The organism is Cupriavidus campinensis (genome assembly GCF_905397395.1).
In the GTDB taxonomy this organism is placed as follows: domain Bacteria; phylum Pseudomonadota; class Gammaproteobacteria; order Burkholderiales; family Burkholderiaceae; genus Cupriavidus; species Cupriavidus campinensis.
On sequence record NZ_CAJPVH010000056.1, the window covers coordinates 1 to 26,069 of the forward strand.

Annotated in this window: 23 protein-coding genes and 1 pseudogene; 11 read left to right on the forward strand and 13 right to left on the reverse strand. The window is 66.0% G+C overall.

Translation table 11 applies throughout. The features are described from left to right. Positions 1 to 529 precede the first annotated feature (529 nt). Positions 530 to 3,220, reverse strand: a complete 2,691-nt coding sequence (locus tag KHO18_RS23040) for a glycoside hydrolase family 18 protein (RefSeq protein WP_211943954.1) — start codon at positions 3,218 to 3,220, stop codon at positions 530 to 532. Positions 3,221 to 3,778: 558 nt separating this feature from the next. Between KHO18_RS23040 and KHO18_RS23045 the strand changes: the two genes are divergently transcribed. Beyond that, positions 3,779 to 4,522 carry a winged helix-turn-helix domain-containing protein gene (locus KHO18_RS23045; protein WP_280527772.1) on the forward strand — a complete coding sequence of 248 codons (744 nt, stop codon included), beginning with the start codon at positions 3,779 to 3,781 and terminating at the stop codon, positions 4,520 to 4,522. Between the two features lie 4 nt (positions 4,523 to 4,526). Here KHO18_RS23045 and KHO18_RS23050 read toward each other — a convergent pair whose 3' ends face one another. The 4 genes and pseudogenes from KHO18_RS23050 to KHO18_RS23065 form a co-directional block, all read right to left on the reverse strand. Further along, positions 4,527 to 5,501 carry a Bug family tripartite tricarboxylate transporter substrate binding protein gene (locus tag KHO18_RS23050; protein WP_377731697.1) on the reverse strand — a complete coding sequence of 325 codons (975 nt, stop codon included), beginning with the start codon at positions 5,499 to 5,501 and terminating at the stop codon, positions 4,527 to 4,529. A 107-nt stretch (positions 5,502 to 5,608) separates the two neighbouring features. After that, complete coding sequence (locus tag KHO18_RS23055; RefSeq protein ID WP_144196394.1) at positions 5,609 to 6,421, reverse strand: SDR family oxidoreductase; 813 nt, start codon at positions 6,419 to 6,421, stop codon at positions 5,609 to 5,611. A 42-nt stretch (positions 6,422 to 6,463) separates the two neighbouring features. Beyond that, positions 6,464 to 7,306, reverse strand: a complete 843-nt coding sequence (locus KHO18_RS23060; RefSeq protein WP_144196393.1) for an IclR family transcriptional regulator — start codon at positions 7,304 to 7,306, stop codon at positions 6,464 to 6,466. A gap of 131 nt (positions 7,307 to 7,437) precedes the next feature. Next, a pseudogene (locus KHO18_RS23065) lies at positions 7,438 to 7,791 on the reverse strand (YciI family protein); the annotation flags it as partial. 343 nt (positions 7,792 to 8,134) lie between these two features. Here KHO18_RS23065 and KHO18_RS23070 point away from each other — a divergent pair. Continuing rightward, complete coding sequence (locus tag KHO18_RS23070; protein ID WP_144196391.1) at positions 8,135 to 8,341, forward strand: hypothetical protein; 207 nt, start codon at positions 8,135 to 8,137, stop codon at positions 8,339 to 8,341. A gap of 55 nt (positions 8,342 to 8,396) precedes the next feature. Next, positions 8,397 to 10,592 (forward strand): phosphocholine-specific phospholipase C, encoded by a 2,196-nt coding sequence (locus KHO18_RS23075; RefSeq protein ID WP_144196390.1) that lies wholly within the window; start codon positions 8,397 to 8,399, stop codon positions 10,590 to 10,592. Positions 10,593 to 10,619: 27 nt separating this feature from the next. Here the strand turns inward: KHO18_RS23075 and KHO18_RS23080 are convergent, their stop codons facing one another. Then, the gene (locus KHO18_RS23080; protein WP_144196389.1) at positions 10,620 to 11,594 is read right to left on the reverse strand and encodes a LysR family transcriptional regulator; all 975 of its coding nucleotides are present in this window, start codon (positions 11,592 to 11,594) and stop codon (positions 10,620 to 10,622) included. Between the two features lie 104 nt (positions 11,595 to 11,698). On the opposite strand from KHO18_RS23080, the gene KHO18_RS23085 reads away from it, so the two are divergent. The 4 genes from KHO18_RS23085 (at position 11,699) to KHO18_RS23100 (ending at position 15,263) form a co-directional block, all read left to right on the forward strand. Then, positions 11,699 to 12,841 (forward strand): DSD1 family PLP-dependent enzyme, encoded by a 1,143-nt coding sequence (locus tag KHO18_RS23085; RefSeq protein ID WP_211943955.1) that lies wholly within the window; start codon positions 11,699 to 11,701, stop codon positions 12,839 to 12,841. 62 nt (positions 12,842 to 12,903) lie between these two features. Next, positions 12,904 to 13,803, forward strand: a complete 900-nt coding sequence (locus tag KHO18_RS23090) for a helix-turn-helix domain-containing protein (RefSeq protein WP_211943956.1) — start codon at positions 12,904 to 12,906, stop codon at positions 13,801 to 13,803. Positions 13,804 to 13,938: 135 nt separating this feature from the next. Further along, positions 13,939 to 14,913, forward strand: a complete 975-nt coding sequence (locus KHO18_RS23095; protein ID WP_211943957.1) for a Bug family tripartite tricarboxylate transporter substrate binding protein — start codon at positions 13,939 to 13,941, stop codon at positions 14,911 to 14,913. Between the two features lie 32 nt (positions 14,914 to 14,945). After that, positions 14,946 to 15,263, forward strand: a complete 318-nt coding sequence (locus tag KHO18_RS23100) for an NIPSNAP family protein (protein WP_144196385.1) — start codon at positions 14,946 to 14,948, stop codon at positions 15,261 to 15,263. Positions 15,264 to 15,298: 35 nt separating this feature from the next. Here KHO18_RS23100 and KHO18_RS23105 read toward each other — a convergent pair whose 3' ends face one another. The 4 genes from KHO18_RS23105 to KHO18_RS23120 are packed head-to-tail and all read right to left on the reverse strand — an operon-like array spanning position 15,299 to position 19,541. Further along, entirely contained in the window at positions 15,299 to 16,933 is a 1,635-nt protein-coding gene (locus KHO18_RS23105) for a carboxylesterase/lipase family protein (protein WP_211943958.1), read from the reverse strand. Positions 16,934 to 16,983: 50 nt separating this feature from the next. Beyond that, positions 16,984 to 17,742 carry an enoyl-CoA hydratase/isomerase family protein gene (locus KHO18_RS23110; protein ID WP_144196383.1) on the reverse strand — a complete coding sequence of 253 codons (759 nt, stop codon included), beginning with the start codon at positions 17,740 to 17,742 and terminating at the stop codon, positions 16,984 to 16,986. Between the two features lie 30 nt (positions 17,743 to 17,772). Beyond that, entirely contained in the window at positions 17,773 to 18,546 is a 774-nt protein-coding gene (locus KHO18_RS23115) for a glutathione S-transferase family protein (RefSeq protein ID WP_144196382.1), read from the reverse strand. Positions 18,547 to 18,560: 14 nt separating this feature from the next. Continuing rightward, positions 18,561 to 19,541 carry a quinone oxidoreductase family protein gene (locus KHO18_RS23120; RefSeq protein ID WP_211943959.1) on the reverse strand — a complete coding sequence of 327 codons (981 nt, stop codon included), beginning with the start codon at positions 19,539 to 19,541 and terminating at the stop codon, positions 18,561 to 18,563. Between the two features lie 192 nt (positions 19,542 to 19,733). Between KHO18_RS23120 and KHO18_RS23125 the strand changes: the two genes are divergently transcribed. Both KHO18_RS23125 and KHO18_RS23130 read left to right on the forward strand, forming a co-directional pair. Then, positions 19,734 to 20,924 (forward strand): CaiB/BaiF CoA transferase family protein, encoded by a 1,191-nt coding sequence (locus KHO18_RS23125; RefSeq protein ID WP_211943960.1) that lies wholly within the window; start codon positions 19,734 to 19,736, stop codon positions 20,922 to 20,924. A gap of 39 nt (positions 20,925 to 20,963) precedes the next feature. After that, positions 20,964 to 21,962 carry a Bug family tripartite tricarboxylate transporter substrate binding protein gene (locus KHO18_RS23130; RefSeq protein ID WP_244845024.1) on the forward strand — a complete coding sequence of 333 codons (999 nt, stop codon included), beginning with the start codon at positions 20,964 to 20,966 and terminating at the stop codon, positions 21,960 to 21,962. Between the two features lie 33 nt (positions 21,963 to 21,995). Here the strand turns inward: KHO18_RS23130 and KHO18_RS23135 are convergent, their stop codons facing one another. Together KHO18_RS23135 and KHO18_RS23140 are read right to left on the reverse strand one after the other, a co-directional pair. Then, on the reverse strand, positions 21,996 to 22,682 hold the full coding sequence (locus KHO18_RS23135) for a GntR family transcriptional regulator (protein ID WP_144196379.1): 687 nt from the start codon (positions 22,680 to 22,682) through the stop codon (positions 21,996 to 21,998). Between the two features lie 97 nt (positions 22,683 to 22,779). Next, the gene (locus KHO18_RS23140; RefSeq protein ID WP_186296795.1) at positions 22,780 to 23,727 is read right to left on the reverse strand and encodes a Bug family tripartite tricarboxylate transporter substrate binding protein; all 948 of its coding nucleotides are present in this window, start codon (positions 23,725 to 23,727) and stop codon (positions 22,780 to 22,782) included. Positions 23,728 to 24,004: 277 nt separating this feature from the next. Between KHO18_RS23140 and KHO18_RS23145 the strand changes: the two genes are divergently transcribed. Next, positions 24,005 to 25,258: an MFS transporter gene (locus KHO18_RS23145; protein ID WP_211943961.1), complete on the forward strand. Its 1,254-nt coding sequence runs from the start codon at positions 24,005 to 24,007 to the stop codon at positions 25,256 to 25,258. A 109-nt stretch (positions 25,259 to 25,367) separates the two neighbouring features. Continuing rightward, positions 25,368 to 25,586, forward strand: coding sequence for a hypothetical protein (locus tag KHO18_RS23150; RefSeq protein WP_144196376.1), 219 nt, complete (start codon positions 25,368 to 25,370; stop codon positions 25,584 to 25,586). A gap of 74 nt (positions 25,587 to 25,660) precedes the next feature. On the opposite strand, the gene KHO18_RS23155 is transcribed toward KHO18_RS23150, so the two are convergent. After that, positions 25,661 to 26,065, reverse strand: coding sequence for a cupin domain-containing protein (locus KHO18_RS23155; RefSeq protein WP_144196375.1), 405 nt, complete (start codon positions 26,063 to 26,065; stop codon positions 25,661 to 25,663). Positions 26,066 to 26,069 lie beyond the last annotated feature (4 nt).

The following is a 26,069-nucleotide window of genomic DNA, read 5'->3' on the forward strand; positions in this document are numbered from 1 at the left end:
TGTTCGGCCTCGACCCGACCGGCGCCGCGCGCGGCGCGCTGTGCGTGGCCGCGGCGGTGGCCGCCATCGGCGCGGCCATCAGCCTGAGCCGCCTGCGCAGCCAGGACGACGCGCGACCCGCGGTTGCCCGGCCGGAACCGCCGGAACCCGACGCGTAGGCGATAGCCTAGGGCCCCCGGCCGCCCTCACGATGGCGCGCCTGACCGTCAGGTTGATGGCGGGTCGGGCTGTCATCGTGCCGAAGGTCGGGCAGCATGATCTTGCCGTGCCCCCCGGCGTCGTGCACGCGGTTGTGGTCGCCACGGATGCAGATCATCGTGCAGCCGGAGAGCGCCAGGAGGCATGCCGCGCACGCCCACCAGCGCCATCCCCGCCATCCCACCCACCACCACCGCCGCCGTAGTCTTGCCATGGCGCCTCGCCCCCACATCGGGTAGCCCGAAACAAAAAACCGGGTGGGCGTCACCCTGCCGATGACCCGCCACCCGGAACCGCTACCGGGTCTTCACCCGGCCGTCTTCCCGGTCTGTCAGACCGGTCCCATGTCGTACCAGACCTTGGCGTCGCCCTCGGCATTGGTGGACGTCACGTCAGGGTCGCCCGGCTCCTGGTCGGGGCCCGCCCACCATTTGGCCTTGTACTGATGCAGCCCCTGGCCCTGGTAGTTATTGGTCACGATGGCATCGCCCGGATAGCCCTCGGGACGCCACGTGCCCTCGTCGCCGCTACTGCCGCCGGCCAGCACCAGGAGTTCCACGGTATCCGAGTCCCGGTCGCCGCTGCCGCCCGCGCCAGTCACCGTCACCGTCACCTGGATGGTGGTGTCGCGGTCGACGATCGGCGCGTTCCCGGTCACGGAGATCGTGTCGGCACCATCGAACGACAGGCCGTTCGCGTCCCACGCATACAGCAGCGGCGCGGGGCCGGTCGATTCCACGGCCGACAGCGAAATCGGCGCGCCCGCCTCCACCTGCAAGCGGCCCGTGATCTTGGCCACCACCCCGCCGGACGGCGTCTCGCCAGGCACCACGGAGAGGAAGATCGCGCTTTGGTCCGTCTGCGTGCCATCGTTCACGGTCAGCTTGACCCAGTAATCGGTCTGCTCGTCCACCGACGGCGCGGTACCTTCCACCAGTTCCTCGGTACTCCCGGAGAACGGCAGGCCCGGCGCGTCCCAGAGGTAGGTCAGCGGATCGTTGTCGGGATCGAACGACGCTTCCCCGGAGAGCGCGAAGGGCGTGCCGGCCTCGATCACCACCGAAATCCGCGATGTGGGCGGCGCCGCGGTGCGCGCCTTGACCTTCAGCGTCTGCGTCGCCGTGCTGGTCCGGTTGCTCCCGTCACGCACGGTCAGCGTGATGGTGTACGAACGGGCCACGGTGGGCAGCAGGCCACCCACCGTCGACGTGGTCTTGTCGTCGATGAAGGTCAGGCCCGGCGCGCTCCAGCTGTACGTCAGGTCAGAGCCCACCGAACGCAGCGCCGTGAATTCCACGTCGTCGCCCTCGAACGCCTCCGTGGGGCCGTCGATCACCGCTACCGGCGCGCGGCCGCCGTCCTGCACGTTGATACCGGAGAAGTAGAACGGGTCCATGTCGACGACGCGCGTCTGCACGGGTGCGCCCAGCCCCTCGCGCGCGGCGTTGACCAGCACGCCGCTGTCCATGTCGATGGTCCACGTGAACAGGCCGCCGAGGTTGTGCTTGCGCACATACTCGCCCTTGGCATACACCGAGCGCGGGGTATCGACGGACAGGAACAGGCCACTCTCGGGGCTGTACAGATAGTCCGCGTCGGCAACCTCGTCCGTATAGACGTTGAAGCCGTTGATGCCGGTCTGGTGCTCCAGGTCGAGGTAGTTGTAGATCAGGTCGAAGAATTCCGTGGTGCCAGACTCGAACGTGCCGGTGGTGGTGCCGGAGCCCGGGTCGTAGGTGCCCTGCAGCGGCGACCAGCTGTCAATCACGGCGTTGCGCCCGCTACGGCTGTAGGCGGCAAAGCCAATGTTGATATTGGTCGACGGCACGCCCTGTCCGAGCAGGTACTTCACGGCACGGTCAATGCTGTGACCTTCGGGGTCCGCCGGATCGACATCGAACAAGTTCGAGTGATGGGCGAGCTTGGGCGCCCACGGCGTGCCGAAGTAATCGTAGGTCATCAGGTTGATGCCTTCCACGCCCGACGCGATCATCCCCTTGATATCGGACGTCAGCAGCGTCGACATGGACGCGCCTGCGGCAATGCTGACCCGGATGCTGGGCAAGCGCTGCTTGAGTTCACGCACCAGCGCCTGGAAGTTGCCCGCGTCCTCGGGGCCGTGCGGGTTGCCGGCGCCCGCGTTGCCCGGATACTCCCAGTCCAGGTCGATCTCGGTGAACATCGGAAAACGCTGGACGATGAACGCCAGGCTGTCGATCAGCGTCTTGCGCTGGGTCGGGTTCGCCGCCACCGCGTGAAATGCCTCGCTCATCGTCCAGCCGCCCAGACTGAGCGACAACTTCAGGTTGGGGTTCTTGTCCTTCAGCTTCTTCAGGCCGCCGAGCACGCCCTGGGCCTTGCTCTGGATGAAGAGATCCTGGTAGTCATTGCTGACCCAACTGGTGAACCCCACGTTCAGGAACGAGGCCACATCGCCCCAGGGATCAACGAAGGTGGCTTCGTGCAGCTTCTTGCCGAAATCGACCGCAGCGTTGTCGATCACGTACTGCTTCTCGCCCTTGTCGCCGACGATTCCGGCGAAGCCGATGATGATCTTGTCGTAGGCGGCCGCGTTCACCAACATCATGTCCAGGCCGCGCCCGGCCGATGCATTGTTGAAGTTGCCCTCGAGGCGACCGTCGTACTGCGACCAGTCCGTGAAATACCCGAACACCTTCCTGCCTTGCGGCACGGCCCCGTAGGTGTTGTAGACGCGCTTGACCACGCGCGTCGCCGTGTACGAATAGTCCTCGGTCTCCGTGGCCGGATCGAACTTGTTCTGCTGGTAAGTGCGCTCCGTGGCACCTACCGATTGCGGCTTGGCGGGATCGCCAGCGTCGCCGTTGTACACCAGCGCACTGCCGGCGCGCCCGCCCTTCAATGCTTGCCTGCGGCCCTTGAAACGCGACAGTGGCGTTTTCGGCGGCGCCTGCTCATCGGGAGCCCCATTCCGATATCCCGTGGATGCGAATCCGGTCCGCCCTTGCTGGCCCGGGTTGCTGTTGTCCGATACTTTTGCCATGACTATCTGTCCTTGCAGAATTAGATGAATGCCGCCGGTTCCCATCGACTTTGACAAAACCATCGCCAGGCGGCCATGCCATCTTTCTCCCGGGCCAGATTTAATGACATGGAATGGAGATGGAATATCCTGTGTCACGATTAATCGCAGTTTCCTGAAAATAGATCCGAAGAAATCGTCATTCTGCGAGGTGAAGAATGGATGACGTGGATTTTCGTGAATCCACACTGTTATGTAACCGTGCCTTTGGGTACGCGGATGAGCAAGGAAGCCGGACCCGAATGGGTTATGATCGCCGCCACAAGCGGGATAGCACGATGTTAGATTGTTCGCGCGCGGCGCCGGGTTACGCCGCGCGGACAGCGTGAATTCCTGAACAGAATGGCGACAACCGTTGCGCACCCTGCCGCATTGTTTCAACCCCGTGTGATATTGCGGGTGCCACGTGCGACGGCGTCACCCGCTCGGGGCACATCGACACGAAAATATCTTCCATGGGAGCCGGCGAATCGCGCCCGTACGCTTGTCGTCCATCGCAGACGACATGAGGGTTGCGAAATGATCCGGAATGGCGATTCAGTATTTTTTGACTGGGACAATGACCGCGTGATTCGCGGCGGCGTGGAGACAACGATAACCGGCCAGCAAAAGCGCTTGCTGCGGTTATTGGTAGAGGAAAAACCAGCGGTTAAGCCGAAGGATTATTTACTGAATGGCGTCTGGGGCAAGCGTGCCGAACTGGTGGACGAGCTTTATCTCGTGCAACTGGTCTACCGGCTGCGCAAGGCACTAAGCCCCGTCGGCCTGGACGGCCACATCGTGACCGTGCCGCGCGAGGGCTACCGCTTCATCCCGGTGCCGAATGCGGTGCTGGCGCCCGATCCCGCCGGCCAGGCCCGTGCGGAACTCGAGCATGCGCGCGGCCTGGCGCATGTGCTGGCCCGGCTGGGCATGCCACCCGCCACCCAGCCCTTGCCGGCCACCGAGGACGACCTCCATGTCGATGAGACACAGGGCGTCATTTCCTACGGCGGGGTAGTCGCCAAGGTCACGCGCTTTGAGTTGCGGCTGCTGGCCGCGCTGATCGAGCACCGCGACACCGTGATGTCGCGGCAGCAGATTATCGAGGCGGTGTGGGGCGCCGACGCGATGGTCGATGAGAACTGCCTCACGCAACTGGTCTCGCGGTTGCGGCGGGCGTTGCACCCGCTCGGGCTGGACAACTGCGTGGCAGCGGTGCCCAAGGTGGGCTACCGCTTCCGCCAGCAGGGGTACGCCGGAGCGCGCCCGCCCGCCATGTAGGGCCTCACTCCGCCTTGGCGCCCGAGTCCTTCACCACCTTGGCCCATTTGGTGATTTCGCTACGCTGGTACGTGGCCAGCGCCTCGGGCGTGCCGAGCACGGGGTCGAGCCCCAGTGTCTTCAGCTTGGCCTGCACGTCGGGCAGCTTGAAGATGCGGTTCAGCTCGGTGTTGAGCTTGGCCACCACGTCCTTGGGCGTGTTGGCCGGCGCGAAGACGGCGAACCACGACTCGGCCTCGTAGCCGGGCAGGCCCTGCTCGGCAATGGTGGGGATGTCCGGCGCGGACGGCGAGCGCTTGGCGCTGGTCACGCCGAGCGCGCGCAGCTTGCCCTCCTTCACCACCGGCAGCGCCGAAGGCAGGTTGTCAAACATCATGGGAATGTGTCCGCCCAGCAGGTCCGGAATGGCCATCGCCCGGCCCTTGTACGGCACGTGGGTGATCTTGACCTGCGCCATGGTGTTGAACAACTCCCCGGCCACGTGCAGCGACGTGCCGACACCGGGCGTGCCGAACTGCAGCGCCCCGGGCTTGGACTTGGCCAGCGCAATCAGCTCCTGCACGTTCTTGGCCGGCACCGACGGATTGACCACCAGCACGTTGGGCGTGGAAGCCAGCAGGATCACCGGCGTGAAGTCCTTGACCATGTCGTACGGCATCTTGCTGTACAGCGCGCCGTTGATCGAGTGCGTGCCCACGGTGCCGAGCGCCAGCGTGTTGCCGTCCGGCGCCGCGTGGGCCACGGCCTCGCCGCCGATGTTGCCGCCCGCGCCGGGCTTGTTGTCCACCACCACGGGCTGGCCCCACGACGGAGAGATCTTCTCGGAGAAAATTCGCGCGAGGATGTCCGGCGCGCCGCCGCTCGGGAAGCCCACCACCATGCGGATCGGCTTGTTCGGATAGTTCTGGGCCTGGGCCAGGGCCGCTCCCGGCACTGCGGAGAATGCCGCCGTCACTGCCACGCCCGCCATCGTCGCCATCGCGGCCATGAAGCGGCGGCGCGGGTATACACGTACACGCATGAAATTGTCTCCTGATTGTCTTGTCTTTTTTTGGGTTGGGCGGCGATCTTCTGCCGCCTGTCATCTTATACGGCGATATTGCCGAATTCCTTAGACACCTGATCGTGCAGGCGGCGCATGCCACGCAGCCAGCGGTCGTAATCCTGGCCCTTGCGACGGTAGTACTCCAGCACCTCCGGGTGAGGCAGAATCAGGAAACTCTCATTGACAACGCCTTCGAGCGTCTTCTCGGCAACGTGCTCCGGCGTGACCGAGCCAGCCTGCAGGAAGCCCTTGCGCTCGCCGCTTTCGCCAAACAGCATCTTGGTCTGCACGCCCTGCGGGCAGATGCAGCTGACCCGGATGCCGCGCTCGCCATAGGTAATCGACAGCCATTCCGCGAACCCGATGGCCGCGTGCTTGGTCACCGCGTACGGCGCCGAGCCAATCTGCGACAGCAAACCTGCCGCCGACACCGTATTGATGAAGTAGCCCTCGCCGCGCTCGAGCATCTGCGGCAGCACCGCCTTGGCCGCGTGGATATGGGCCATGACGTTGATCTCCCAGATGCGCTGCCATTCGGCGTCACTGGCGTCCAGCCCCTTGCGCAGGATGATGCCGGCGTTCGAGCAGAAGATGTCGACCTGGCCAAAGCGCTCCGTGGCGGTATCGACGAGCCCTTGCACGGCAGCCTCGTCGGCCACGTCCACGCGCTGGGCGAAGATCTGGCAGTCGGGCGCCGTCGCAGCGGCCTCGGCAGCCACCTGCGCCGCGCCGGCCTGGTCGATGTCCGCCACGGCCACACCGCGCGCCCCGCCCTGCGCGAACGCCAGCACCAGCGCCCGGCCGATGCCCGTGCCGCCGCCCGTCACGATGACGGTCTTGTTACGAATCTCCATGCTTGTCTCCTCTTGTTGTGCGAGTGTTCGAGTGTTCGTTCGTCAGGCCGACTGCCAGAGCCGTGCGGCCAGCGTATCGGCCAGTTCGCGGATGCGCGGGCCGAGATTGGTCTCGAGAATTTCCGGGGAGAGGCGCGTGGACGCCCCGCCGATATTGATCGACAGCACCTCCGCGCCATCCTGCAGGCACACCGGCGCAGCCACGCCGCTGACCGTGCGGTCCCACTCGGCATGCGCCAGGCAGAAGCCGCGCCGCGCGTGGTCGCGCAAGGCGCGATCCAGTTTGGCACGCAGGCCTGGCCAGCGCGGGCCGTGGTGCCGCTCCAGTTCCGCCAGCACCGCCGTGCGGCGTGCCGGCGCCAGCCCGGCCAGCCACGCACGCCCGATGGCGGACGTGGCCATGGGCAGCCGCGAGCCCGGCGTCAGGCGCATGACCAGCGCGCCGCGCGGCTGGCAGACCTCCAGGTACAGCATGTCGTGGCGGTCCGGGGCTGCCAGCGCCACGGTGCAGTCGGTCGCGAAGGCCAGCGACTGCATCAGCGGCTGGGCGATGTCACGAATGCCGGCGCCAGACAGATAGCGTTGCCCGGGCAACAGGGCTCCCTGCCCGATGCGGTACTTCTCCTGTCCCTCTACATAGACCAGATAGCCGAGACTCGCCAGCGTGTAGGTCAGCCGTGACACCGTGGGACGCGGAATGCCGGTACGGCGCGACAGCTCCGCATTGCCGAGAAAATCGTCGTGCGGGCCAAACGCGCGCAGCAGTTCCAGCCCGCGCCCCAGCGCCGTCACGAAATTGCGATCCTCGCCGTCAGCGGGATGGGCCGCGCCGCCGGACAGGAGTCCGGCATCGGCCGGTTGCGGAATCGAGGTGGTGCGCTTCATGGCAGATTCATAACAGCTTCCGCCCGGCGGCATGCCCGCTATGTAGCGAAAACATGGTTCCCACAAACGGCGCTCATGGCCCACGCCTGTGGTGTCAAAGGCGCCCTCCGCCTCTCTTCAGCCTCTCATTCGAAATCCGACATCTCGTACAGCGGACGGATCTCGATCTCGCTGGGCCCCGGCATGGGATTCGGGCAGCGCTTCACCCAGGCGACCGCTTCATCCATGTCCTTGACTTCCCAGAGCCAGAAGCCAGCCACCAGCTCACGGGTCTGAGCGAACGGCCCGTCGATGACCGTACGGCCGGCACCATCGAACGCCACGCGCTTACCCGCCGACGAGGGCTTGAGGCCGTCCGCTGCACGCAGGATGCCGGCCTTCGCCAGCGCCTCGTTGAACTTGTGCATCGCCTCGAACAGTTCGGTCGTGGGGAGCATGCCCGTTTCGCTGTCTTCGGTGGCTTTCACTAACACCATGACACGCATCGTCTGTCTCCTTGTCTACGGCCATCGCCCCACGGTAGCACCGTTGGGATCGAAATTCCTGGCGAATCTCGGGGAAATGCCCGTACCGCGGCCTGCCTGACGACGTCCGGAAAGTTACATTCATTTGAAATTTCATTACTTTCAAACGCGTGATTCGTGTGGCATTGGTCACATCATTGACATATCAAGGAGACAGACTCCACGTCTCGCCCACCAGCACCCCACTTGAGTAGGGTGATCCTTGTCCGGCAAGACATTGGCAGACAACGGCGGCGGGGAATCCGTACGGAATTCGGGCGACTTCTGGCCCGGTCCGTGACCTGAACTTCTCTGACCTAGAACCATGACAACCACAAAACCTGTTCATTCGCGCATGTACAGGCCGGTGCTCGGTGCCGGCGCACTGTGTCTGGCCCTGCTGTTGAGCGCCTGCGGCGGCGACGACAACAATGCCCCCCCGCCCGCCACGGGCGGCGGCGACGGTGGCAACGGCGGCCCCGGCACCACGCCCGCCGCCTGCACCACGGCGCACTGCGCGCCGGCCCCCTGATCCGCGCCATCCGCACCGCCCCGCGCCCTCCCCATCCAACCGACACCGACCCGGCATGACATTCAACCCGTCCAAGCGCAAGTTCCTGCGCAACACGCTCGGCACCGCGGCAGCGGCTGCCACGCTCGCATCGTTCCCGCCCAGCATCCGCCGCGCCCTGGCCATCGAGGCGAACAACGCCACTGGCACGATCCAGGACGTCAAGCACGTGGTGCTGCTGATGCTCGAGAACCGCTCCTTCGACAGCTATTTCGGCACGTTCAAGGGCGTGCGCGGCTATGGCGACCGCTTCGCGATCCCCTTGGCGAACGGCAAGAACGCGTTCTTCCAGACCGACGCCACGAACAACACGATCACGCCCTATCGCCTGGACGCCACGCTGGGCAACGCGCAGCGCGCGGGTAGCACCCCACATACCTGGCCCGATGGCCAGGCCGCGTGGGACCACGGACGCATGAATCGCTGGCCCGTGGCCAAGAACCGGCTGTCGATGTCGTACTACGACACCGCCGAGGTGCCGTTCCAGCGCGCGCTGGCCGATGCCTTCACGCTGTGCGACGCCTATCACTGCTCGATGCACACCGGCACCATCCCGAACCGCCTGTTCTACTGGACCGGCACGAATGGCCCGAGCGGCGCCAACGTGGCAGCCATGGTCAACGAGTTCAACGGCGGCAATGACGTGGGGCCGTCCACCCAGGGCTGGACGTGGAAGACCTACGCCGACCGCCTGGTCGATGCCGGGGTGAGCTGGAAGGTGTATCAGAGCCTGGCCGACAACTACGGCTGCAACGAGATGATGAGCTTCCAGCACTGGCGCACGGCGATGGAATCGATGCCCGTGGCACGGCGCCCGGTGGCGCTGCCCGGCACCTCGCCCGCCTACGATCCATCGATCGACGACGCGCTGAGCCCGCTCGCCAAGGGCTTTGGCAACACCATGCCTGACGGCCTGCTGCAATCCTTCCGTGACGATGTGCAGAACGGCACGCTGCCGGAAATCTCGTGGATCATCCCGCCGTCGCTCTACAGCGAGCACCCGGGCCCGTCGAGCCCGGCGCAGGGCGGCTGGTATGTGCAGCAGGTGCTGGACGCGCTGACGGCCAACCCCGAGGTCTTCAGCAAGACCGTGCTGCTGATCAACTACGACGAGAACGACGGCTTCTTCGACCACCTGCCGCCGCCGTCGGCCCCGTCGCGCAATGCCGATGCCACGCTCGCCGGCGGCAGCACGCTCAGCGATGCCGACATGGCCTTCGAGTATCACAACTACACGCCCGCCACGGCGAATCAGTCGGCCATCGACGGCAAGCCGTACGGCCCGGGCCCGCGCGTGCCGATGTGTATCGTCTCGCCGTGGAGCCGCGGCGGCTTTGTCAATTCGCAGGTCTTCGACCACACCTCGACGCTGCTCTTCCTGGAAAAGCGCTTCGGCGTGAAGGAGCCGCAGATCGGTGCCTATCGCCGCGCCGTGTGCGGTGACCTGACCTCGGCCTTCAACTTCGTCAGCCCGAACAAGGACGCCCTGCCGACGCTGGCGGGCCGCAGCACCAAAGTCACGGTCGACAACCTCGCGCTGACGCAGAAGGCGTCGGCCGCGATTCCCGTGCCGGCCACGCCTGCCCTGCCGGCACAGGTGACCGGCACGCGCCCGTCGCGCGCGCTTCCGTACGAGCTGCACACCACGTCCCGCACCGATGCAGGCGCCAAGACCGTGACGCTGATGTTCTCGAACACCGGCACGGCGGGCGCGGTCTTCCACGTCTACGACAAGCTGCACCTCGACGCCATTCCGCGCCGCTACGTGGTGGAGGCGGGCAAGAGCCTGGACGGCCTGTGGAACGTGGCGGCCGACAACGGCAAATACGATCTGTGGGTGCTGGGCCCGAACGGCTATCACCGCGAGTACGTGGGCGATCTGAACGAGCAGTCGGCTGGCGGCGGCACGGAAATCCAGGTCTGCTACGCACCGTGCGATCCGCCGGTGCTGCAGGTCAAGCTGTACAACCGCAGCGACAAGGCCTGCACGTTCAGCGCAACCGCCAGGGCCTATCGCACGGACGGCCCGTGGGGCCAGAAGGTGGAGGCCGGCAAGGTGGGCGAGCTGACCTGGACGCTGGGTGACAGCGGCAACTGGTACGACTTCGAGATCAGCTGCGATCTGGCACCGTCGCTGCGCCGCCGTATCGCGGGCCGTATCGAGACCGGCAAGGATACGGTGAGCGATCCGGCGATGGGTCAGCTGTCGTAATCTGCCTTGCCCTGACCCGTCCGCCGTCTACGGCTGGCGGGTCGGGCGCCACGGCGGCCTGGGCCCCAGGGCGTTGCGCAGCATCTCGACGAACCGTTGCGTGCGCATGGACGACTGGCGCGACTGCGGCACCAGCGCCATCACGTCCGCATCGGGCAGCCGGTACGCCGGCAGCAGCGCCACCAGCCGCCCGGTGGCCAGTTCATCGGCCACATCCCACTCCGACCGCGCCATGATGCCCTTGCCGGTCAGGCACCAGTGATGGACCACGTCGCCATCATTGCTCTCCATCGTCGGCCGCACCCGCACCGTCAGCTCCCGTGACCGCGCAGGACGGAGGCTCCGGTCGGCGCTGTCATGACTGCCCTCGGCGAAGCGCCACAGCGTCACGTCCTCATCGTTCTCCCGGAGCACCAGGCAGGCGTGCCGTTCGAGGTCTGCGGGCGTCTCCAGCGGGGGCGCCTTGGCGAGATATTCGGGCGCCGCACACAGGATGCGGCGGTTCGGCGCGATACGGTGCGCAATCCAGCGCGAATCCGGGATCGTGCCGATGCTGACCAGCACGTCAAAGGCGTCCCGCCCATGCACGGGCTGGCGCGGCAGCATCAGGTTGTCCGACAGATACAACTGCACCTCGAGATTGGGATGGGTGCTGTGGAACTGCGCCAGTAGCGGACCCAGGTAGCGGCGCCCAAAGCCAAACGGGCCATGGACCTTGAGCTTGCCCGCCACGACCTGACTACGCTGCTGAAGCGCCTCCTCGATCACCTGCATCTGCTCCAGGACCCCGGTGGCGTGCTGCGCCAGAAGATGGCCTTCGTGCGTGAGTTGCAAGCGCCGGGTGGTGCGTTGGGCCAGCCGGATGCCGAGGCGGGCCTCCAGCTGCCCCAGCCGCTTGGTCACGGCCGGCGGCGTGACGTTCTCTTCCCGGGCCAAGGCCGCCAGGCTACCCAGGCGGTCCAGCGCCAGGATGAACCGCAGATCCTCGATGTCCAGCTTCATTCTTAACCTCCAGGTGAATTAATAAATTCTATGGCATTAACCACCTGAGGGCCTGGCTTCCCTACACTGGCGACTCGAAAAGCGACCTCGCATAACGGACTCCCATGAACTTGCAAGCACTCGAAACGCCGGTCCTTGTCCTGGACCGACTCAAGATGGAGCGCAATATCGCGCGGCTGCGCGACCGCCTTGCGCCTTCCGGCGTCACGCTGCGGCCGCACGCCAAGACCAACAAGTCCGCCGACGTCGCGTCCCGCATTGGCGCACCGGGTACGCCCATCACCGTATCCACCTTGAAGGAAGCCGGCTATTTCCTCGACCACGGCTGGCGTGACATCCTGTACGCGGTGGGCATCGTCCCGTCCAAGCTGCCTCATGTCGAAGACCTCGTGCGGCGCGGCGCGGCGCTCACCCTGCTGCTGGACAACGTCGAGGCCGCCCACGCGCTCGCCGCCTGGTGTCGCGAGCGCGCGCTCAACGTGCCGGTGCTGATCGAGATCGATACCGACGGCCACCGCTCGGGCGTCAAGCCGGCAGACCCGGCGCTGCTCGACATCGCCGCAGCACTGGGCAAGGGGGGAAAGGACGAGGGCACCGGCGCCTGGCTCGCGGGCGTGCTCACCCATGCGGGCGATTCCTACAATTGCCGTTCGGCCGAGGCCATCGAAGCCGTGGCCGAGCAGGAGCGCGCCGGCGTGGTCCAGGCAGCGGAACGCCTGCGCGCCGCCGGCTATCGTGCGCCGGTGGTGAGCATCGGCAGCACGCCCACCGCGCATTTCGCCCGCTCGCTCGAAGGCGTGACGGAGGTCCGGGCCGGCGTGTTCGTCTTCTTCGACCTGGTGATGCACGGCATCGGGGTCTGCAACACGGATGACATCGCGCTGTCGGTGCTGTGCACGGTGATCGGGCACCAGCGCGAGAAAGGCTGGCTGATCACGGACGCCGGATGGATGGCGATGTCGCGCGACCGTGGCACCGCGAAGCAGCCGGTCGACCAGGGCTACGGACTGGTGTGCGATATCGACGGCAAGCCGCTGCCGGAGCTGGTAATGGTCGACGCCAACCAGGAGCACGGCATCGTCAGCCACCGCACGGACCCGTCCGCCACGCCGATGTTCCCGGTCGGCACGCTGCTGCGCGTGCTGCCCAATCACGCGTGCGCCACTGGGGCGCAGCACGGCGCCTACACGGTCGTCGCGGGCAGCACTGCCGTGGAAGCGCAATGGCCTCGTTTTGGGGGATGGTGAGCGCGGTTTTGCGATAGGATGGCGCCGGTAACCAGGATCCGAAACAAAAGGAGACCCCGCGCTTGTCCGAAGCCCTTCCCTCCAGCACCGCCGGCGAGTTTCCCACCTTCGAGACCTCGGATTTTGCCGGCGACGGGTCGTTCTACTTCGACCTCGTGCGGCTGCAGGACCGCGACGACATCCCGCGCGGCTTCCTGCACCGGCACAACTACTATCACCTGCTCTGGATGACCCGGGCGAGCGGCACGCACATGCTCGACTTCGCGCATTTCGATGTGCGCGACCACTCGGTGTTCTTCCTCTCGCCGGGGCAGGTGCATGCCTGGACGTCATCGGTGAAGCCGCACGGCTACGTGCTGAACTTCAGCACCGACTTCTTCGCGCGGATGTTTCCGCGCGCCGACGATGCCGCGAAGTTCCCGTTCTATCACCCCACGGGCGCCCACAGTGCGCTCTATCTCACGCAGGACCAGCATGACGGCCTGCTGCCGCTGCTCGACGAGATGGAGCAGGAGGCGCGGGATCGCCAGCCCGGCTTCCCGGACGTAGTGCAGGCGTGCCTGCTGATCCTGCTCACGCGCCTGCGCCGACTGTGCCCCGAGAACGAGACAGCCGGTGGCATTGGCCCGCACCAGGCGCTCACGCGCCGCTTCACGATGCTGGTGGACACCCACTACCTGCGCTTCGGCACGATCGGCCAGTACGCCGAGGCGCTCTGCGTGAGCGAGCGCCAGCTCAACGACGCGGTCAAGCGAACCCTGGCGCGCACCGCCAGCCAGCTGGTACAGGAACGCGTGGTGCTGGAAGCCAAGCGCTGGCTCAGCAACACCGAAACCGGCATCGCCGAGATCGCGTTCCGGCTCAATATCGAGGATCCGGCCTACTTCGCGCGCTTCTTCAAGAAGCAGACCGGTCTCACGCCGGGCGACTTCCGCAGGAAGCATTGCCGTCCGCTGGACTGACCCGCGAAAAAGTCCAATACAACGTCTGATCCGTCCTAACGCCGCCGCCACGCGCCTGCGTAAAGTGTTCCTCATGGTGCATCCAGAAGACATCCAGAAGACATCCAGAAGACACCAGAAGCACAGGAGACAGACATGTACAAAGCCATCGCCCCGTTGCGGGGCCTTGCCGTGGCCACCATATTGGCCGTTATCCCCTTCAGCGCGATGGCGGAATACCCCGATCATCCCCTGCGCATCATCGTGCCGTTCGCGGCCGGCGGCGCCACCGACGTGATCGCACGCACCGTGGCGCAAGCCATGTCGGCCCGCCTCGGCCAGTCGGTCGTGGTGGAGAACAAGGCGGGCGCCAACGGCAACATCGGTGCTGTCTCGGCCGCCCGGGCGGACGCCGACGGCTACACGCTGCTGATGGCCACGTCGAGCCATGCCATCAACGCATCGCTCTACCAGAAGCTCAATTACAGTCTCACGCGTGATTTCGTGGGGCTGTCGAACCTCGCGTCCGTCCCCCTGCTGCTGGTGGTGAATCCGTCCGTGCCGGTCAATTCGGCCACGGAACTTGCCGCGTACGCCAAGGCCAACGCTGGCCGCGTCAATTACGCGTCGGGCGGTACGGGCACCGCTTCCCACCTCGCCGGCGAGCAGTTCAGCACGCTGGCTGGTACGAAGATGACGCACGTGGCCTACAAGGGCGGGGCGCAGGCGCTCAATGACGTGATGGGCGGCCAGGTGCAGGTCATGTTCGCCAACCTGCCCGAAGTGCTTGCGCAGGTGCAGAGCGGCAAGCTCAAGGCGCTGGCGGTCACGGGCAGCAAGCGCCACGCCGCGCTGCCCGATGTACCCGCCTTCTCGGAAACGCCGTTCCCGGGCATGACCGCGCGCTCGTGGTTCGGCCTGTTCGCACCGGCCGGCACGCCGAAGGCCGCCGTCGAGAAACTCTCGCAGGCCATCGTCCAGAGCGTGGCCGACCCCGCCGTCAAGGAGCGACTCAAAGGACTCGGTGCCGACCCGGTTGGCGACGACCAGCCCGCATTTCAGAAATACGTGAATCAGGAGGTGGCGCGCTGGGCCGTGCTTGTGAAGCAGTCCGGCGCCACCGTCGATTGACGCCACACATCGCCATCGCTAGAGGAAACCCCATGCTGTACGACGTTCGCACCTACACCTGCCGCCCCGGCACGATCAAGAAACACCTGGCGTTGTATGCCGAGCATGGCTACGAGACCCAGAGCCGCCATCTGGGCAAGCCGCTGGCCTACATGCAAACCGAGACCGGCAATGTGAACAGCTACATGCACATCTGGGTCTACGAGAGCGCAGCCGACCGCGAGGCCAGGCGCCAGGCGCTGCAGAAAGATCCGGCCTGGGGCGAGTACCTGAAGATGAGCGCCGAAGCCGCCTACCTGATCAGCCAGGAGAACCGGCTGATGACGCAGGTATCGTTCTTCAAGCCGTAGTCGGCACGGGCGGCCTATCGCGTATGCCCTATACCCTATAGCCGCCCGGCCCAGTACTCCCGGAACGCCCGCCGCGGGTCATCCTGCGCGCGCGTGCCGGCGGCCTCGCCATCGAACACCAGCGTGCTGCGCCGCGCCACCGAATACGCTGGCCATTGCGGGGTCCGGGCATTCGCAGGGTCGCCCGTCGCGGCAAAGCTCACCCAGGCGCTGGCCAGTTGGTCGGCCAGACGCAAATTGGCCTCGCTCGGCCCGTTCAGCCCCAAGCGAATGTCGTGCAGACTCGGCCCGATATCCACGCCATGCGGCGCACCGTAGCGGCCGCCATAGGCCGGGCTGGGTGTCTTCCACAAATATGTCCATACCGGCGCACCGTTGCCGCTGGCATGCGCAGCGGCCTTGCGCTCCGCCTGCAACTGCGCGATACGACGGAAGGTCATATCCGTATCGATCCGCGCCTGCAGCACGAACGGCGTGGCACGCGGATCCTCATCCCGATACATCGTCACAAGACGCGCCGCATCGTCACCCACGCGGGTCTGCGCGAAACGGAGCAAGCCCGCATCGTCAAGGTCGAAATTGATCTGACGGTAGGCGCGCTCGTCCAGCGTTGTGCTGATGATCATCGGCACCTGCGCCGAGATCGGCGGCGCATCCGGATCGAACGGATGGCGGGGAATCGCCACGCCGTCTATCGCCGGCGAGAAGGCGCGCGGTGCCTCGCCCTTCAAGCGATCTGCGGCTTCGAACCGCAATTGCGCCGCCAGCAGTTGCTCGAACGGCAGTGTATGCAGCCGGTCCAGCGAGCCCTTGCCGATTTGCAGCGCCGTCAGGTACTTGGCCGCAATCTCCGTGGACTGCGCCGCCGTCATGACCCGGATGCCCGAACCGCTCATGACCCCGGCGCGATGAAACAGGCCCTGCGCCGACGGCATGGCCATCAGCGTGCTGGTCTTCAGGCCGCCGCCCGACTGGCCAAACACCAGTACGCGCGACGGATCACCGCCGAACGACTCCACGTTCTCGCGCACCCAGCGCAGCGCCGCAACGATATCGAGCATGCCCACCGCGCCCGACTGCGCATAGCGCTCGCCGCCGGCCTCGGCCAGATTCAGATAGCCAAACGAGCCAAGCCGGTGATTGATGGTGATGAACACCACGTCGCCAAAGCGCGCCATCATCTCGCCGTCGAACTGCGGGGAATTGCCCGAGCCCGCGTAGAAGCCGCCCCCGTGCAGATGCACGAGCACCGGGCGCTTCGCGGCCTTCGCAGGCGAGGGCGTCCAGAGGTTCAGCACCAGGCAGTCTTCGCCCATGCCGCCGGGTTGCAGGTCATAGGCGATCAGGTCCGCATAGGCACGGCGACGGTCCGCCGGCATCTGCGGCGCGTAGTTACCGTAGGCGGTGGCATCGCGCACGCCGCTCCATTTCGCCACGGGCTGTGGCGGCATGAAGCGGTTGGCGCCGCCTGTGTCGGCGCCGTAGCGCAAGCCCTTGAACACATGCACGCCACCTGAGCGCAAGCCACGCACCTTGCCATCGGTGGTCTCGACCACCGAAAACACCGGATCTTCCGATATCGCGCGCACGCTTCCCGTGACCGCGCTGCCCGCCGTCAGCGCAGCGGCAGACTTCAGCCACTGTCGACGCGATACTCCCTTGTGCTCCATCGCCCCTCCCTTTTCTTCGTTCTCGTGATTGTCTGCCTGGTGAGGCGACGTTACTTGCCCGTAAAGGCAGGCTTGCGCTTCTCTTTCCACGCCAGCGCGCCTTCGCGGATGTCCTCCGATTGCGTCGCGCGCCGGATGTCCGCAGCCAGCGCAGCCGTGTCCAGGTCTCCACGCGCGATCGCATTCAGATGCCGCTTCATGCCCTGTACCGCAATCGGCGCCAGCCCGGCGACGGTCTCGGCCAGTTGCGCGGTGCGCTCGCGCAGGTGGTCGGCGGGCAGCAGTTCGGTCAGGAACCCGCACGCCAGCATCTCGGGCGCCTGGATCCGTTCGGCGGTCAGGAACAGGCGCTTGGCCGCGTTCAGGCCCAGCCGCGTCACGTAGCGGCGCATGCCGCGCTCATAGAAATGCAGGCCCAGGCGCGCGGCCGGCATGAACATCTCCACGGCGTCGGTGCCGAGCCGGAAGTCGCACGCCAACGACAGATCCGTGCCACCACCGTAGACGCCGCCCTGGATTTCGGCGATGGTGACTGCGCGACAATCCTCCATCGCATTGACCAGCGGCTCGAAACCTGCGCCACGCTGGCCGGCGGCGAGCTTGCCGATATCGAACCCGCTGCAGAAGTACTTGCCCGTGCTGCGCAGGACCAGCACGCGCACATCGCTGCCATTCACGGTTTCGATGTGCTGCAGCAACGCCTGCAGGTCGTCCGGACCAAGCCGGTTCGCCACATCGGGGCGCTGAAGTGTCAGCGTGGCCACGTGGGCGGCAATGTCGAGCGTGGGAAGCGAGCCTTCGGAAGCCATGCGTCAAATCTCCGGATCAATAAAGGGTAGTCAGGCGGCGGGTGCTTCCGTCGCCTCGCGAGTTGCCTGTCGCTCCCGCAGCGCGACGTCGAATCGTTCGATGCGCGCCTGCGCGAAGGCCGGACGCTGCTGCACGCGCTGCCACCAGTCGACCACCGCCGGCATACGAGCTTCCGCCATGGCCTCGGGCGCGAGCTCCGCAATCCGCGCGACAAACGGCATCGCGGCGATATCGGCCAGGGAATAGTGCGCGCCCATCAGCCAAGGCCCGCTGCCAAGCATCGATGCCATCTTCGGTATCAATGCCAGCAAGGCGTCCAGCGCCGCGCGCTTTTCGTCGTCCGAGTACGGCTTGCGGGCGATACGACGCCAGGCTTCACGCCGCTCTGGTGTCGGAATCCGTGCCAACTTCCCGGCCAGGTCTGCGTCGCTCCATTGCGACGCCACAGGCTGCAACGCGATGCTCCAGTTCAGGATCAGCAGGTTCGGCAGCAGCTTGTCATCAGTCCAGCGAACGAAGTTGCGCATCGTGGCCCGCGCATACGGATCGGCGGGGCGCAGCGGGGGATTCGGCAGGACGTCGTCGATGTACTCGCAGATCGTGGCGCTTTCATAGAGAAAGCGGCCATCGTCCAGCACCAGCGCCGGCACCACACCGTTCGGATTCATCGCCAGGAATGCTGGCGAGTGGTGCTCCTGCGCCGCGAGGTCGACAGGCACGCTGTCGTAGTCGATGCCCTTCTCCGCCAGACACAGCCGCACACGGCGCGACGCGCTGGACAACCAGCCATGGAACAGTCTCATAGGGCGATCTCCTGTCAGGGAATCAGGACGGTGGCGCCTGTCGTGGCACGGCCTTCGAGGCTGCGATGAGCCGCCCGGACGTCGGACAGGGCGAAGCGCTGCCCCACCTCCAGGCGCAGGTGCCCCGACTCCACCGCCGAGAACAGCGCCTGCGCCGCTCGACGCAATGACGCCGCATCGGCGATGAACGTGCGCAGCGTCGGCCGCGAAACGATCAGGGACTTCGCATGCAGCAGTTGCAGGTCGAACGCCTCCACGTCGCCAGACGCGGTGCCATAGTTGATGGCCATCCCGCAAGGCTTCAGGCATTGCAGCGACGACACGAAGACGTCCTTGCCGACCGCATCGTAGACCACCGAGACGCCCTTGCCTTCGGTCAGCGCCATGACTTCCCCGACAAAGTCCGCCTCGCGATAGCAGATCGCATGGTGGCAGCCATGATCCAGCGCTACGCGGCGCTTGGCTTCGCTGCCCACCGTACCAATCACCGTTGCGCCAAGCGAGCGCGCCCATTGCGACAGCAGCACGCCCATCCCGCCAGCCGCCGCATGCACCAGCACCCAATCGCCGGGCTGCACCACATATAGCCGCCGCAACAGGTACTCAGCCGTCAGTCCTCGCAACAGGGTGGCCCCGGCCACCTCCTCGGAAATCGTCTCCGGCAGCGGCACGACGCGATCGGCCGGCACGTTGCGCGTGACCTGATACGCGCCTGGATACATGGCGGCCACGCGCTGCCCGACGGCAATGCCCGACACCTCCCGCCCGACCGCCGTGACGATGCCCGCCCCGACCGATCCCAGCGTGATGGGGAACGGCGTCGGCGTGTGGGGGCCATGCGCACCATTGCGCTGGTAGATGTCGGCGAAGTTCAGGCCGATGGCCGATTGCCGGATCTGGACTTCGGTGGCATCAGGGGCCGCAACCTGCACTTCATCGAGTTCGAGCACGGCGGCGTCGCCATGCTTTCTTATACGGACTACGTTCGTATGCATACGTTCTGTTGTCTCCAAGCCGGCGCGATGACCCCTTGCCGTACCGCCGGAACCTGCGCTTTCAGGTGGTAGCGGGCCGGGGGAAGCGTAGCGCATGCGCGGACGCGCCGCATCATGGTAAATCCGTATACGTATATTTATGATGTCAATTCGTATACTTTACCGGCACCCACGAATGCACGAAGAGGACCGATGACTCACGACGCACCGCTGTCCGGCTACACCGTCCTGGATCTTTCCATTGCCCGCGCTGGCCCGGTTGCCGTTCGGCTGCTGGCGGACTGGGGGGCCGATGTCATCCGCATCGAACCGCCGCCACCGCGTGACCGCGGATCGGTCACCGGGCGGCGCCGGGGCTCGGATGAACAGAACCTGCATCGCAACAAGCGCAGCCTCTGCCTGGACCTGAAGACGCCCGAAGGCGCCGAAATCCTGGCCACGCTGGTGCGCCGCGCGGACGTGGTGGTGGAGAACTTCCGTTCCGTAGTGAAGGAGCGGCTGGGGCTCACGTATGACCGCCTGAGCGGCCTGAACCCACGCGTGATCCTTGCCAGCATCTCCGGGTTCGGGCAAGACGGCCCGTACTGCGAGCGCCCGGGACTCGACCAGATCGTGCAGGGCATGTGTGGACTGAGCTCCGTGACTGGCATGCCCGGCCACGGCCCGCTCCGCGTAGGCATCGCGATCTCGGACACCACAGCCGGCATGTTCCTGGGGCAAGGCATCCTGCTGGCGCTGCTGCAACGCGAGCGGACGGGACGCGGCCAATGGGTCCACACGTCGCTGATCGAGGCGATGCTGAACAAGCTCGACTTTCAGGGCGCGCGCTACACGGTGGAAGGCGTGGTGCCCACGCAGCAGGGCAATGCGCACCCCACGCTTGCACCGATGGGCACGTATCGGTGCCGGGATGGCGTCGTCAATATCGCCGCCAGCACGGATCGCATGTGGAGCCACTTCTGCCACGCACTCGGTGCGGATGCGCTGCTGGCCGATACCTCGCTGCACAGTGCGGCCGGGCGGAATGCGCAACGCGAGCGCCTCGATGCCGCGATCAACGCGTGCACGGCGGCGTTCACCGCAGCGGACCTGACGGAACGGCTCAACGCGGTCGGCGTGCCGTGCGGCCCGGTCTTCGATATCGGCCAGGCGTTCGAAGACCCGCAGGTCCAGCATCTGCGCATGACCCGCCCTGCCGACCATCCCGAACTAGGGCCGCTGGCTTTGCTGCGCTCTCCGATCAACCTGTCCGCCGCGCCGCACCCCGAGCGGTTCTTCAGCGCGGCGCCAGATCCCGGTGCCCATACCGACGCCATCCTGCGCGACCTGGGCTACGACGATGCCCGCATCGCCCAATTTCGCGATGCCAATATCGCGGCGTGACGGGCCGCAGCTGACAAGCCAAAAAAGAAACGGAGACAAATGATGATCCCTCGATGCCTGCGCGCCAGGCGCGTACTCGCGCGCGCACTCACGATGGCGGCCCTGGTGGTATCGTTCGTGCCGCCCGCGCTCGCGGCCGACGACTACCCCAATCGCCCCATTCGCGTGCTGGTGGGCTACACACCGGCCGGCGCGGCCGACTACGTGGCACGCATCTTCGGAGAAGCCTTGTCCAAACAGCTCGGCCAGACCATCGTGGTCGATAACAAGCCCGGCGCGGGCAGCACGCTCGCTTCCACTGCATTGGCCGGCGCCGCGCCGGATGGCTATACGCTGGCGCTGGCCACGGCCACGCTGTATGGCATCGACCAGCGGCTCTACAAGGCGCGTTACAAGGGGGAGGATTTCACCCCCATTACGCGCCTGACCGTCTCGCCGTTGATCCTGGCCGTGAACAGGAACCTGGGTGTGGCGGACGTCAGGGCGCTCGTGGCCAAGGCGAAGGCCAATGCGGGCGGGTTCAACTACTCGTCGTCCGGCATTGGCGGTTCGCCGCACGTGGCGGGGCTGCAGTTCGAGAAGGCTACCGGCGTGCGCATGACCCATGTGCCCTACAAGGGCGGCGCGCCAGCCTTGCAGGCCGTGGCAGCCGGCGAAGTGCAAATGTCATTCGGCACGGCTGCCTCGGTGTTGCCGATGGGCACGCAAGGTGTGGTGAAGATGATCGGCGTGACCACGCCGAAGCCGTCCGACGTGGCGCCCGGCCTGCCGTCGCTGGCCGAAACGGGGTTACCCGGATTCAACTTCACATTCTGGTTTGGGCTCTATGGCCCGGCGGGCCTGCCCGCGGAGATTCGGGACAAGATCTTCGCGGCCACGCGTAAGGTCATGGCCGACCCGCAGATCCGCGCCAAGCTGGCCGCCAATGGCAGCGAAGTATCGCTATCGGAATCGCCGGCGGAATTCGGCGCGTGGGCCTCGGCCGATGGGCGCAATGCGTTGGAACGTATCGTGCAGGCCGGCGTGAAGCTCGATTGATGAAGATCTGACGATGCGGCGCGGGGGCGCCGATCAGCGCCGCCCCCGCCCCCGCGCGGCGCCATCGCCGGGCATCGAGGCGATCATGTCCGCATAGACATCGCCGCCCGTGGCGATATGGCGCACCATGGCTGCGGCGGCGGCGTCCTCGCTGCCGCGCAGGATCGCTTCCAGCACCTCCTCGTGCTCCGCCAGTGATGCCCGAATGCGCGCGGGCTTTTCGAAGCGTAGATCGCGCATGCCGCGCATCCGTGCGCGCATGGTGAGGATCTGGCGCGACAGGATGTCGTTGCAGCTGGCTTCGTAGATCACGTGATGGAAGGCGTCGTTGGCCTTGCGGTACGCCACGCCATCGGCCTTCTCGGCCGCCGCCCGGCACGCCTCCAGTGCCGTCTGGATCGCCTTGCGCTGCGGCGCCGAAATGCGGCGCGCCGCCAGCCGCGCGGCCAGGGACTCCAGCTGCACCAGGATCTCGCTCATCGCCACGTACTCGCGCAGCGTGATCGACGCGACGATGGCGCCCTGGCGCGGCACCAGATCGACCAGCCCGGCGGATTCCAGCTGGATCAGCGCCTCGCGCACCGGAGTGCGCGACACCTTGAAGCGCGCGAGCAACTGCTGTTCCTCCAGCTGCGTGCCGCTGGGCAACTTCCCGCTCAGAATGTCTTGCTCGATCGCCGTACGGATGGTCTCGGACAAGCTCTTCTTTTCATCGGACATGGAACACTGCGAGCGCTAAGTGGGGATGGCGCGATTCTACTACCGCGCCCGCCCGCGTATGCGCAATTGCCTGCTATGTGCACAAATGCGACGCCGCTCAGTCCAGCGAGATCTTCCCCGCCTTGACGATTTCGGCATACCGCGCCGTGTCACGCTCGATCAGCTTGCGAAACGCCTCCGGCGTATCGCTGACCGGCACAAAACCGAGTTCGGTGAGCTTCTTCGACACTTCCGCACTGGTGGTGGCGGCGGCGATGGCCTTCGCCATGCGATCCACCACCGGCTGCGGCGTACCGGCCGGCGCCAGCAGGCCGGTCCATGAACTCATGACAAACCCGGGGAAGCCGGACTCCTCCATCGTCGGGATCTGCGGCTCGCCGGGCCAGCGCTTGGCCGAGGCCACGGCCAGCACATTGATCTTTCCGGACTTCACGTGCGGCATGGGCACCAGCAGCGGATCGAACGCAATGGACACCTCGCCGGACACCAGCGCCGGCAGGATCGGCGCGCTGCCGTTGTAGGGCACGTGCGTCATCTTGAGCTTCGATTCCATCGCCAGACGTTCGCCGGTCAGGTGCGCCGAGCTGCCAACGCCGCTCGAGCCGAAGGTCAGCGCATCCGGATTCTTGCGCCCATAGGCAACCAGTTCACCAACGGTCTTCACCGGCAGCCGCTTGCTGGCAAACAGGAACAGCGGCAGTTCCGCCATCTGGGCCACGGGCACCAGGTCCGACGGCTTGTAGCTCAGCTTAGAGTAGAGCGACATGTTGGCGCTGTAGGCGGCCAGCACGGAGACGAAGGTATAGCCGTCAGGCGCGGAGCGCGCCGCAACGCCCACGCCGAGCGTGCTGTTGGCGCCCGGCTTGTTCTCGATGATGATGGGCTGGCCAAGGCTCTGAGAAACCTTCTCGAACACTACGCGAGAAACGGTGTCCGTCGACCCGCCCGGCGTATAGGGAACAATGACCTTGATCGGCTTGGTCGGCCATTCTGCTGCGCTCGCCCCCTGGCCGATGGCCAGTCCCGCAATGAGGATGGCCGCCATGCGGGCGGCGCGCGTGGCGCGTGTCTTGATACTCAATTGCTGTCTCCAATTCTGTTTCTTTGATTTACCGACCAAGTCGGCGGCTCATTATGCGCGACGCAGCGGCCAATCCAACGGGCGCTACGCAAGTGGTGTTCGATATCCGGACATCGTCGGGGCAGCGCGCAGCATTCTTTACCAACGCACAAAACTGTTGATCCGCGATGTGCCTTCTTCGCTCGGCGCCGGGCAGCTAGATTGAGCCGTGCCCCCCCATCGATCGCAGACGGCTGCCGCAATGAATGAATCCGCCCCCTCCCTCCCTGCTCCCGCAACCCGGCACGCCACTGACAGCTACGTCGGCCGCAATGCCGCTTACTGGCAACGAAATCTCGCGGTTGCCGTCTTCGGCTCCTTCACCACGCTGGTCAGCCTGAGCATGCTGCTGCCGTTCCTGCCGTTGTACGTGGAGCAACTCGGCGTGACATCGCAGGACGAAGTGGTGCAGTGGTCAGGCGTGGCATTCGGCATCACGTTCCTTGCGACTGCCGTGACCGCGCCCCTGTGGGGCAAGCTCGCCGACCGCTTCGGGCGCAAGCCGATGCTGGTACGTGCGGCGGTTGGCATGGCCATCGTGATGTCGATGATCGGGCTTGCCCACAACGTCTATGAACTCGTTGCGCTGCGCTTCGCCGCGGGTCTGATCGGCGGCTATGCATCGGCGGCCACGGTGATGATCGGCACACAGGCGCCGCCCGAGCGGGCGGGATGGGCGCTCGGTGTCCTGTCCACCGGGGCGCTGACCGGCAATCTGATCGGCCCGCTCGTCGGGGGCCTGCTGCCGAACCTGATCGGCATTCGTGGCACGTTCTTCGCCGGCGGCGCCATGATCGGCGTGGCAGCGCTGCTGACGATCTTTGGCGTGCGCGAGGATTTCACGCGTCCGCCCAAGTCCGCCGGGCAACCGGTGCCCGCCGACGGCGCCGCCCGCAGCGCGCATCGCTTCGCGCTGCCGGCCCTGCTGATGACGGCCTCCATGGTGCTGCTGGCCAATATGTCGATCGAGCCGATCATCACCGTCTATATCCGGCAACTCGATGTACCGCACGACCGATTGGCCACGGTGGCCGGCATCGTGATGGCCTGTTCGGCGTTTGGCAGCGTGCTGACCGCCTCGCGGCTAGGCGCACTGACCGACCGCATCGGTGCCTGGAATGTCATCATTGGTTGCCTTGTGGCGACCGCCCTTGCCCTGATTCCGCAGGCGTTCGTGACGAACTGGTGGACGCTGGCCGCGCTGCGCGGCGTGATGGGGATGGCGCTCGCCGGGCTGCTCCCCGCCATCGGCAAGCTTGTGCGCCAGGCCGTCAAGGAGCACCAGTCCGGCAAGATGCTCGGCTACCTGCAATCCGCGCAGTTTTCCGGGCAGGTGATCGGGCCGCTGATCGGCGCGCAGATCAGCGTGCATCTGGGCATGCGTGCGGTGTTCTTTGTCACCAGCGCCCTGCTGCTCGCCTGTGCAGTCTTCGATCGCTGGGCCAGGAATCGCTGAACCCGGCAGGGCGGCCGGGAACGGGCGGAAGGGGTTGATGCGCATCCGCTATCCGCAGGCGACATCGGTGGTCTATGCTGGAAGACAGCATAGACCACAGGGACCATCCATGGCCTACCACCAAGATCCCCGTCCGGCCAACGCCCTGGGCAGCGCGTTGGCCGGATGCATCCTCGTTACCCTGCTTGGCCTGGCCGGTTGCGACACACCGCCCCGGGATACCTCGTCCACGCCCCCGCCCCCGCGCGAGCCCATCGCCGCCAGCGACGATGTGTACCCGCCGCCCTCCACGGTGCACGACACCCGCCCCAAACGCACGACCCCCTAGGGTGTTGATTCGGGGCAGGCAAATTTTGCCAAGTCAGATGACGTGGGTTGGGATGCGTGGATTCCCCTGCCGTGCTACTTCACCGGCGTCAGGATCGGCGCACCCTTGTTCTTGATCAGGAACACCACGAACTTCGCAGGCTGGGTATTGCTGGCGTTACGCCCGACCGTGTGGATATCGTTCTGGCCTTCGTAGAACGTATCGCCCGCCTTGAGCGTGACTTCCTTGCCGCCCTTCAGGCCCATGATGATGCTGCCCTCGAGCACATAGACGAAGGCGTGCGCGTCATGACGATGCACGGGATCCACGGCGCCCGGCGGATAGTCCACGACGATCATCTCGCCTTCCTTGCCCGGATATTCGGGCAACGGCTTCGTCATCAACTGCTTGACGCTCGCCTCCGGCGCGGCGGCTGCCGGCCCGGCCACCATCAGGCACGACACCAGCAGGCTTGCAGCAAGGGATACGACTGTCTTCATGGCA

Excerpts from the sequence above, each read along its gene's own strand:
- KHO18_RS23155 (WP_144196375.1), bottom strand. The coding sequence starts at position 26,065 with ATGAAGACAGTCGTATCCCTTGCTGCAAGCCTGCTGGTGTCGTGCCTG.
- KHO18_RS23120 (WP_211943959.1), bottom strand. The coding sequence starts at position 19,541 with ATGCATACGAACGTAGTCCGTATAAGAAAGCATGGCGACGCCGCCGTG.
- KHO18_RS23085 (WP_211943955.1), top strand. The coding sequence starts at position 11,699 with ATGAACTTGCAAGCACTCGAAACGCCGGTCCTTGTCCTGGACCGACTC.
- KHO18_RS23055 (WP_144196394.1), bottom strand. The coding sequence starts at position 6,421 with ATGGAGATTCGTAACAAGACCGTCATCGTGACGGGCGGCGGCACGGGC.
- KHO18_RS23115 (WP_144196382.1), bottom strand. The coding sequence starts at position 18,546 with ATGAGACTGTTCCATGGCTGGTTGTCCAGCGCGTCGCGCCGTGTGCGG.
- KHO18_RS23060 (WP_144196393.1), bottom strand. The coding sequence starts at position 7,306 with ATGAAGCGCACCACCTCGATTCCGCAACCGGCCGATGCCGGACTCCTG.
- KHO18_RS23095 (WP_211943957.1), top strand. The coding sequence starts at position 13,939 with ATGTACAAAGCCATCGCCCCGTTGCGGGGCCTTGCCGTGGCCACCATA.
- KHO18_RS23100 (WP_144196385.1), top strand. The coding sequence starts at position 14,946 with ATGCTGTACGACGTTCGCACCTACACCTGCCGCCCCGGCACGATCAAG.
- KHO18_RS23150 (WP_144196376.1), top strand. The coding sequence starts at position 25,368 with ATGGCCTACCACCAAGATCCCCGTCCGGCCAACGCCCTGGGCAGCGCG.
- KHO18_RS23110 (WP_144196383.1), bottom strand. The coding sequence starts at position 17,742 with ATGGCTTCCGAAGGCTCGCTTCCCACGCTCGACATTGCCGCCCACGTG.
- KHO18_RS23145 (WP_211943961.1), top strand. The coding sequence starts at position 24,005 with ATGAATGAATCCGCCCCCTCCCTCCCTGCTCCCGCAACCCGGCACGCC.
- KHO18_RS23075 (WP_144196390.1), top strand. The coding sequence starts at position 8,397 with ATGACATTCAACCCGTCCAAGCGCAAGTTCCTGCGCAACACGCTCGGC.
- KHO18_RS23125 (WP_211943960.1), top strand. The coding sequence starts at position 19,734 with ATGACTCACGACGCACCGCTGTCCGGCTACACCGTCCTGGATCTTTCC.
- KHO18_RS23105 (WP_211943958.1), bottom strand. The coding sequence starts at position 16,933 with ATGGAGCACAAGGGAGTATCGCGTCGACAGTGGCTGAAGTCTGCCGCT.
- KHO18_RS23130 (WP_244845024.1), top strand. The coding sequence starts at position 20,964 with ATGATGATCCCTCGATGCCTGCGCGCCAGGCGCGTACTCGCGCGCGCA.
- KHO18_RS23135 (WP_144196379.1), bottom strand. The coding sequence starts at position 22,682 with ATGTCCGATGAAAAGAAGAGCTTGTCCGAGACCATCCGTACGGCGATC.
- KHO18_RS23140 (WP_186296795.1), bottom strand. The coding sequence starts at position 23,727 with ATGGCGGCCATCCTCATTGCGGGACTGGCCATCGGCCAGGGGGCGAGC.
- KHO18_RS23040 (WP_211943954.1), bottom strand. The coding sequence starts at position 3,220 with ATGGCAAAAGTATCGGACAACAGCAACCCGGGCCAGCAAGGGCGGACC.
- KHO18_RS23050 (WP_377731697.1), bottom strand. The coding sequence starts at position 5,501 with ATGGCGACGATGGCGGGCGTGGCAGTGACGGCGGCATTCTCCGCAGTG.
- KHO18_RS23080 (WP_144196389.1), bottom strand. The coding sequence starts at position 11,594 with ATGAAGCTGGACATCGAGGATCTGCGGTTCATCCTGGCGCTGGACCGC.
- KHO18_RS23070 (WP_144196391.1), top strand. The coding sequence starts at position 8,135 with ATGACAACCACAAAACCTGTTCATTCGCGCATGTACAGGCCGGTGCTC.
- KHO18_RS23045 (WP_280527772.1), top strand. The coding sequence starts at position 3,779 with ATGATCCGGAATGGCGATTCAGTATTTTTTGACTGGGACAATGACCGC.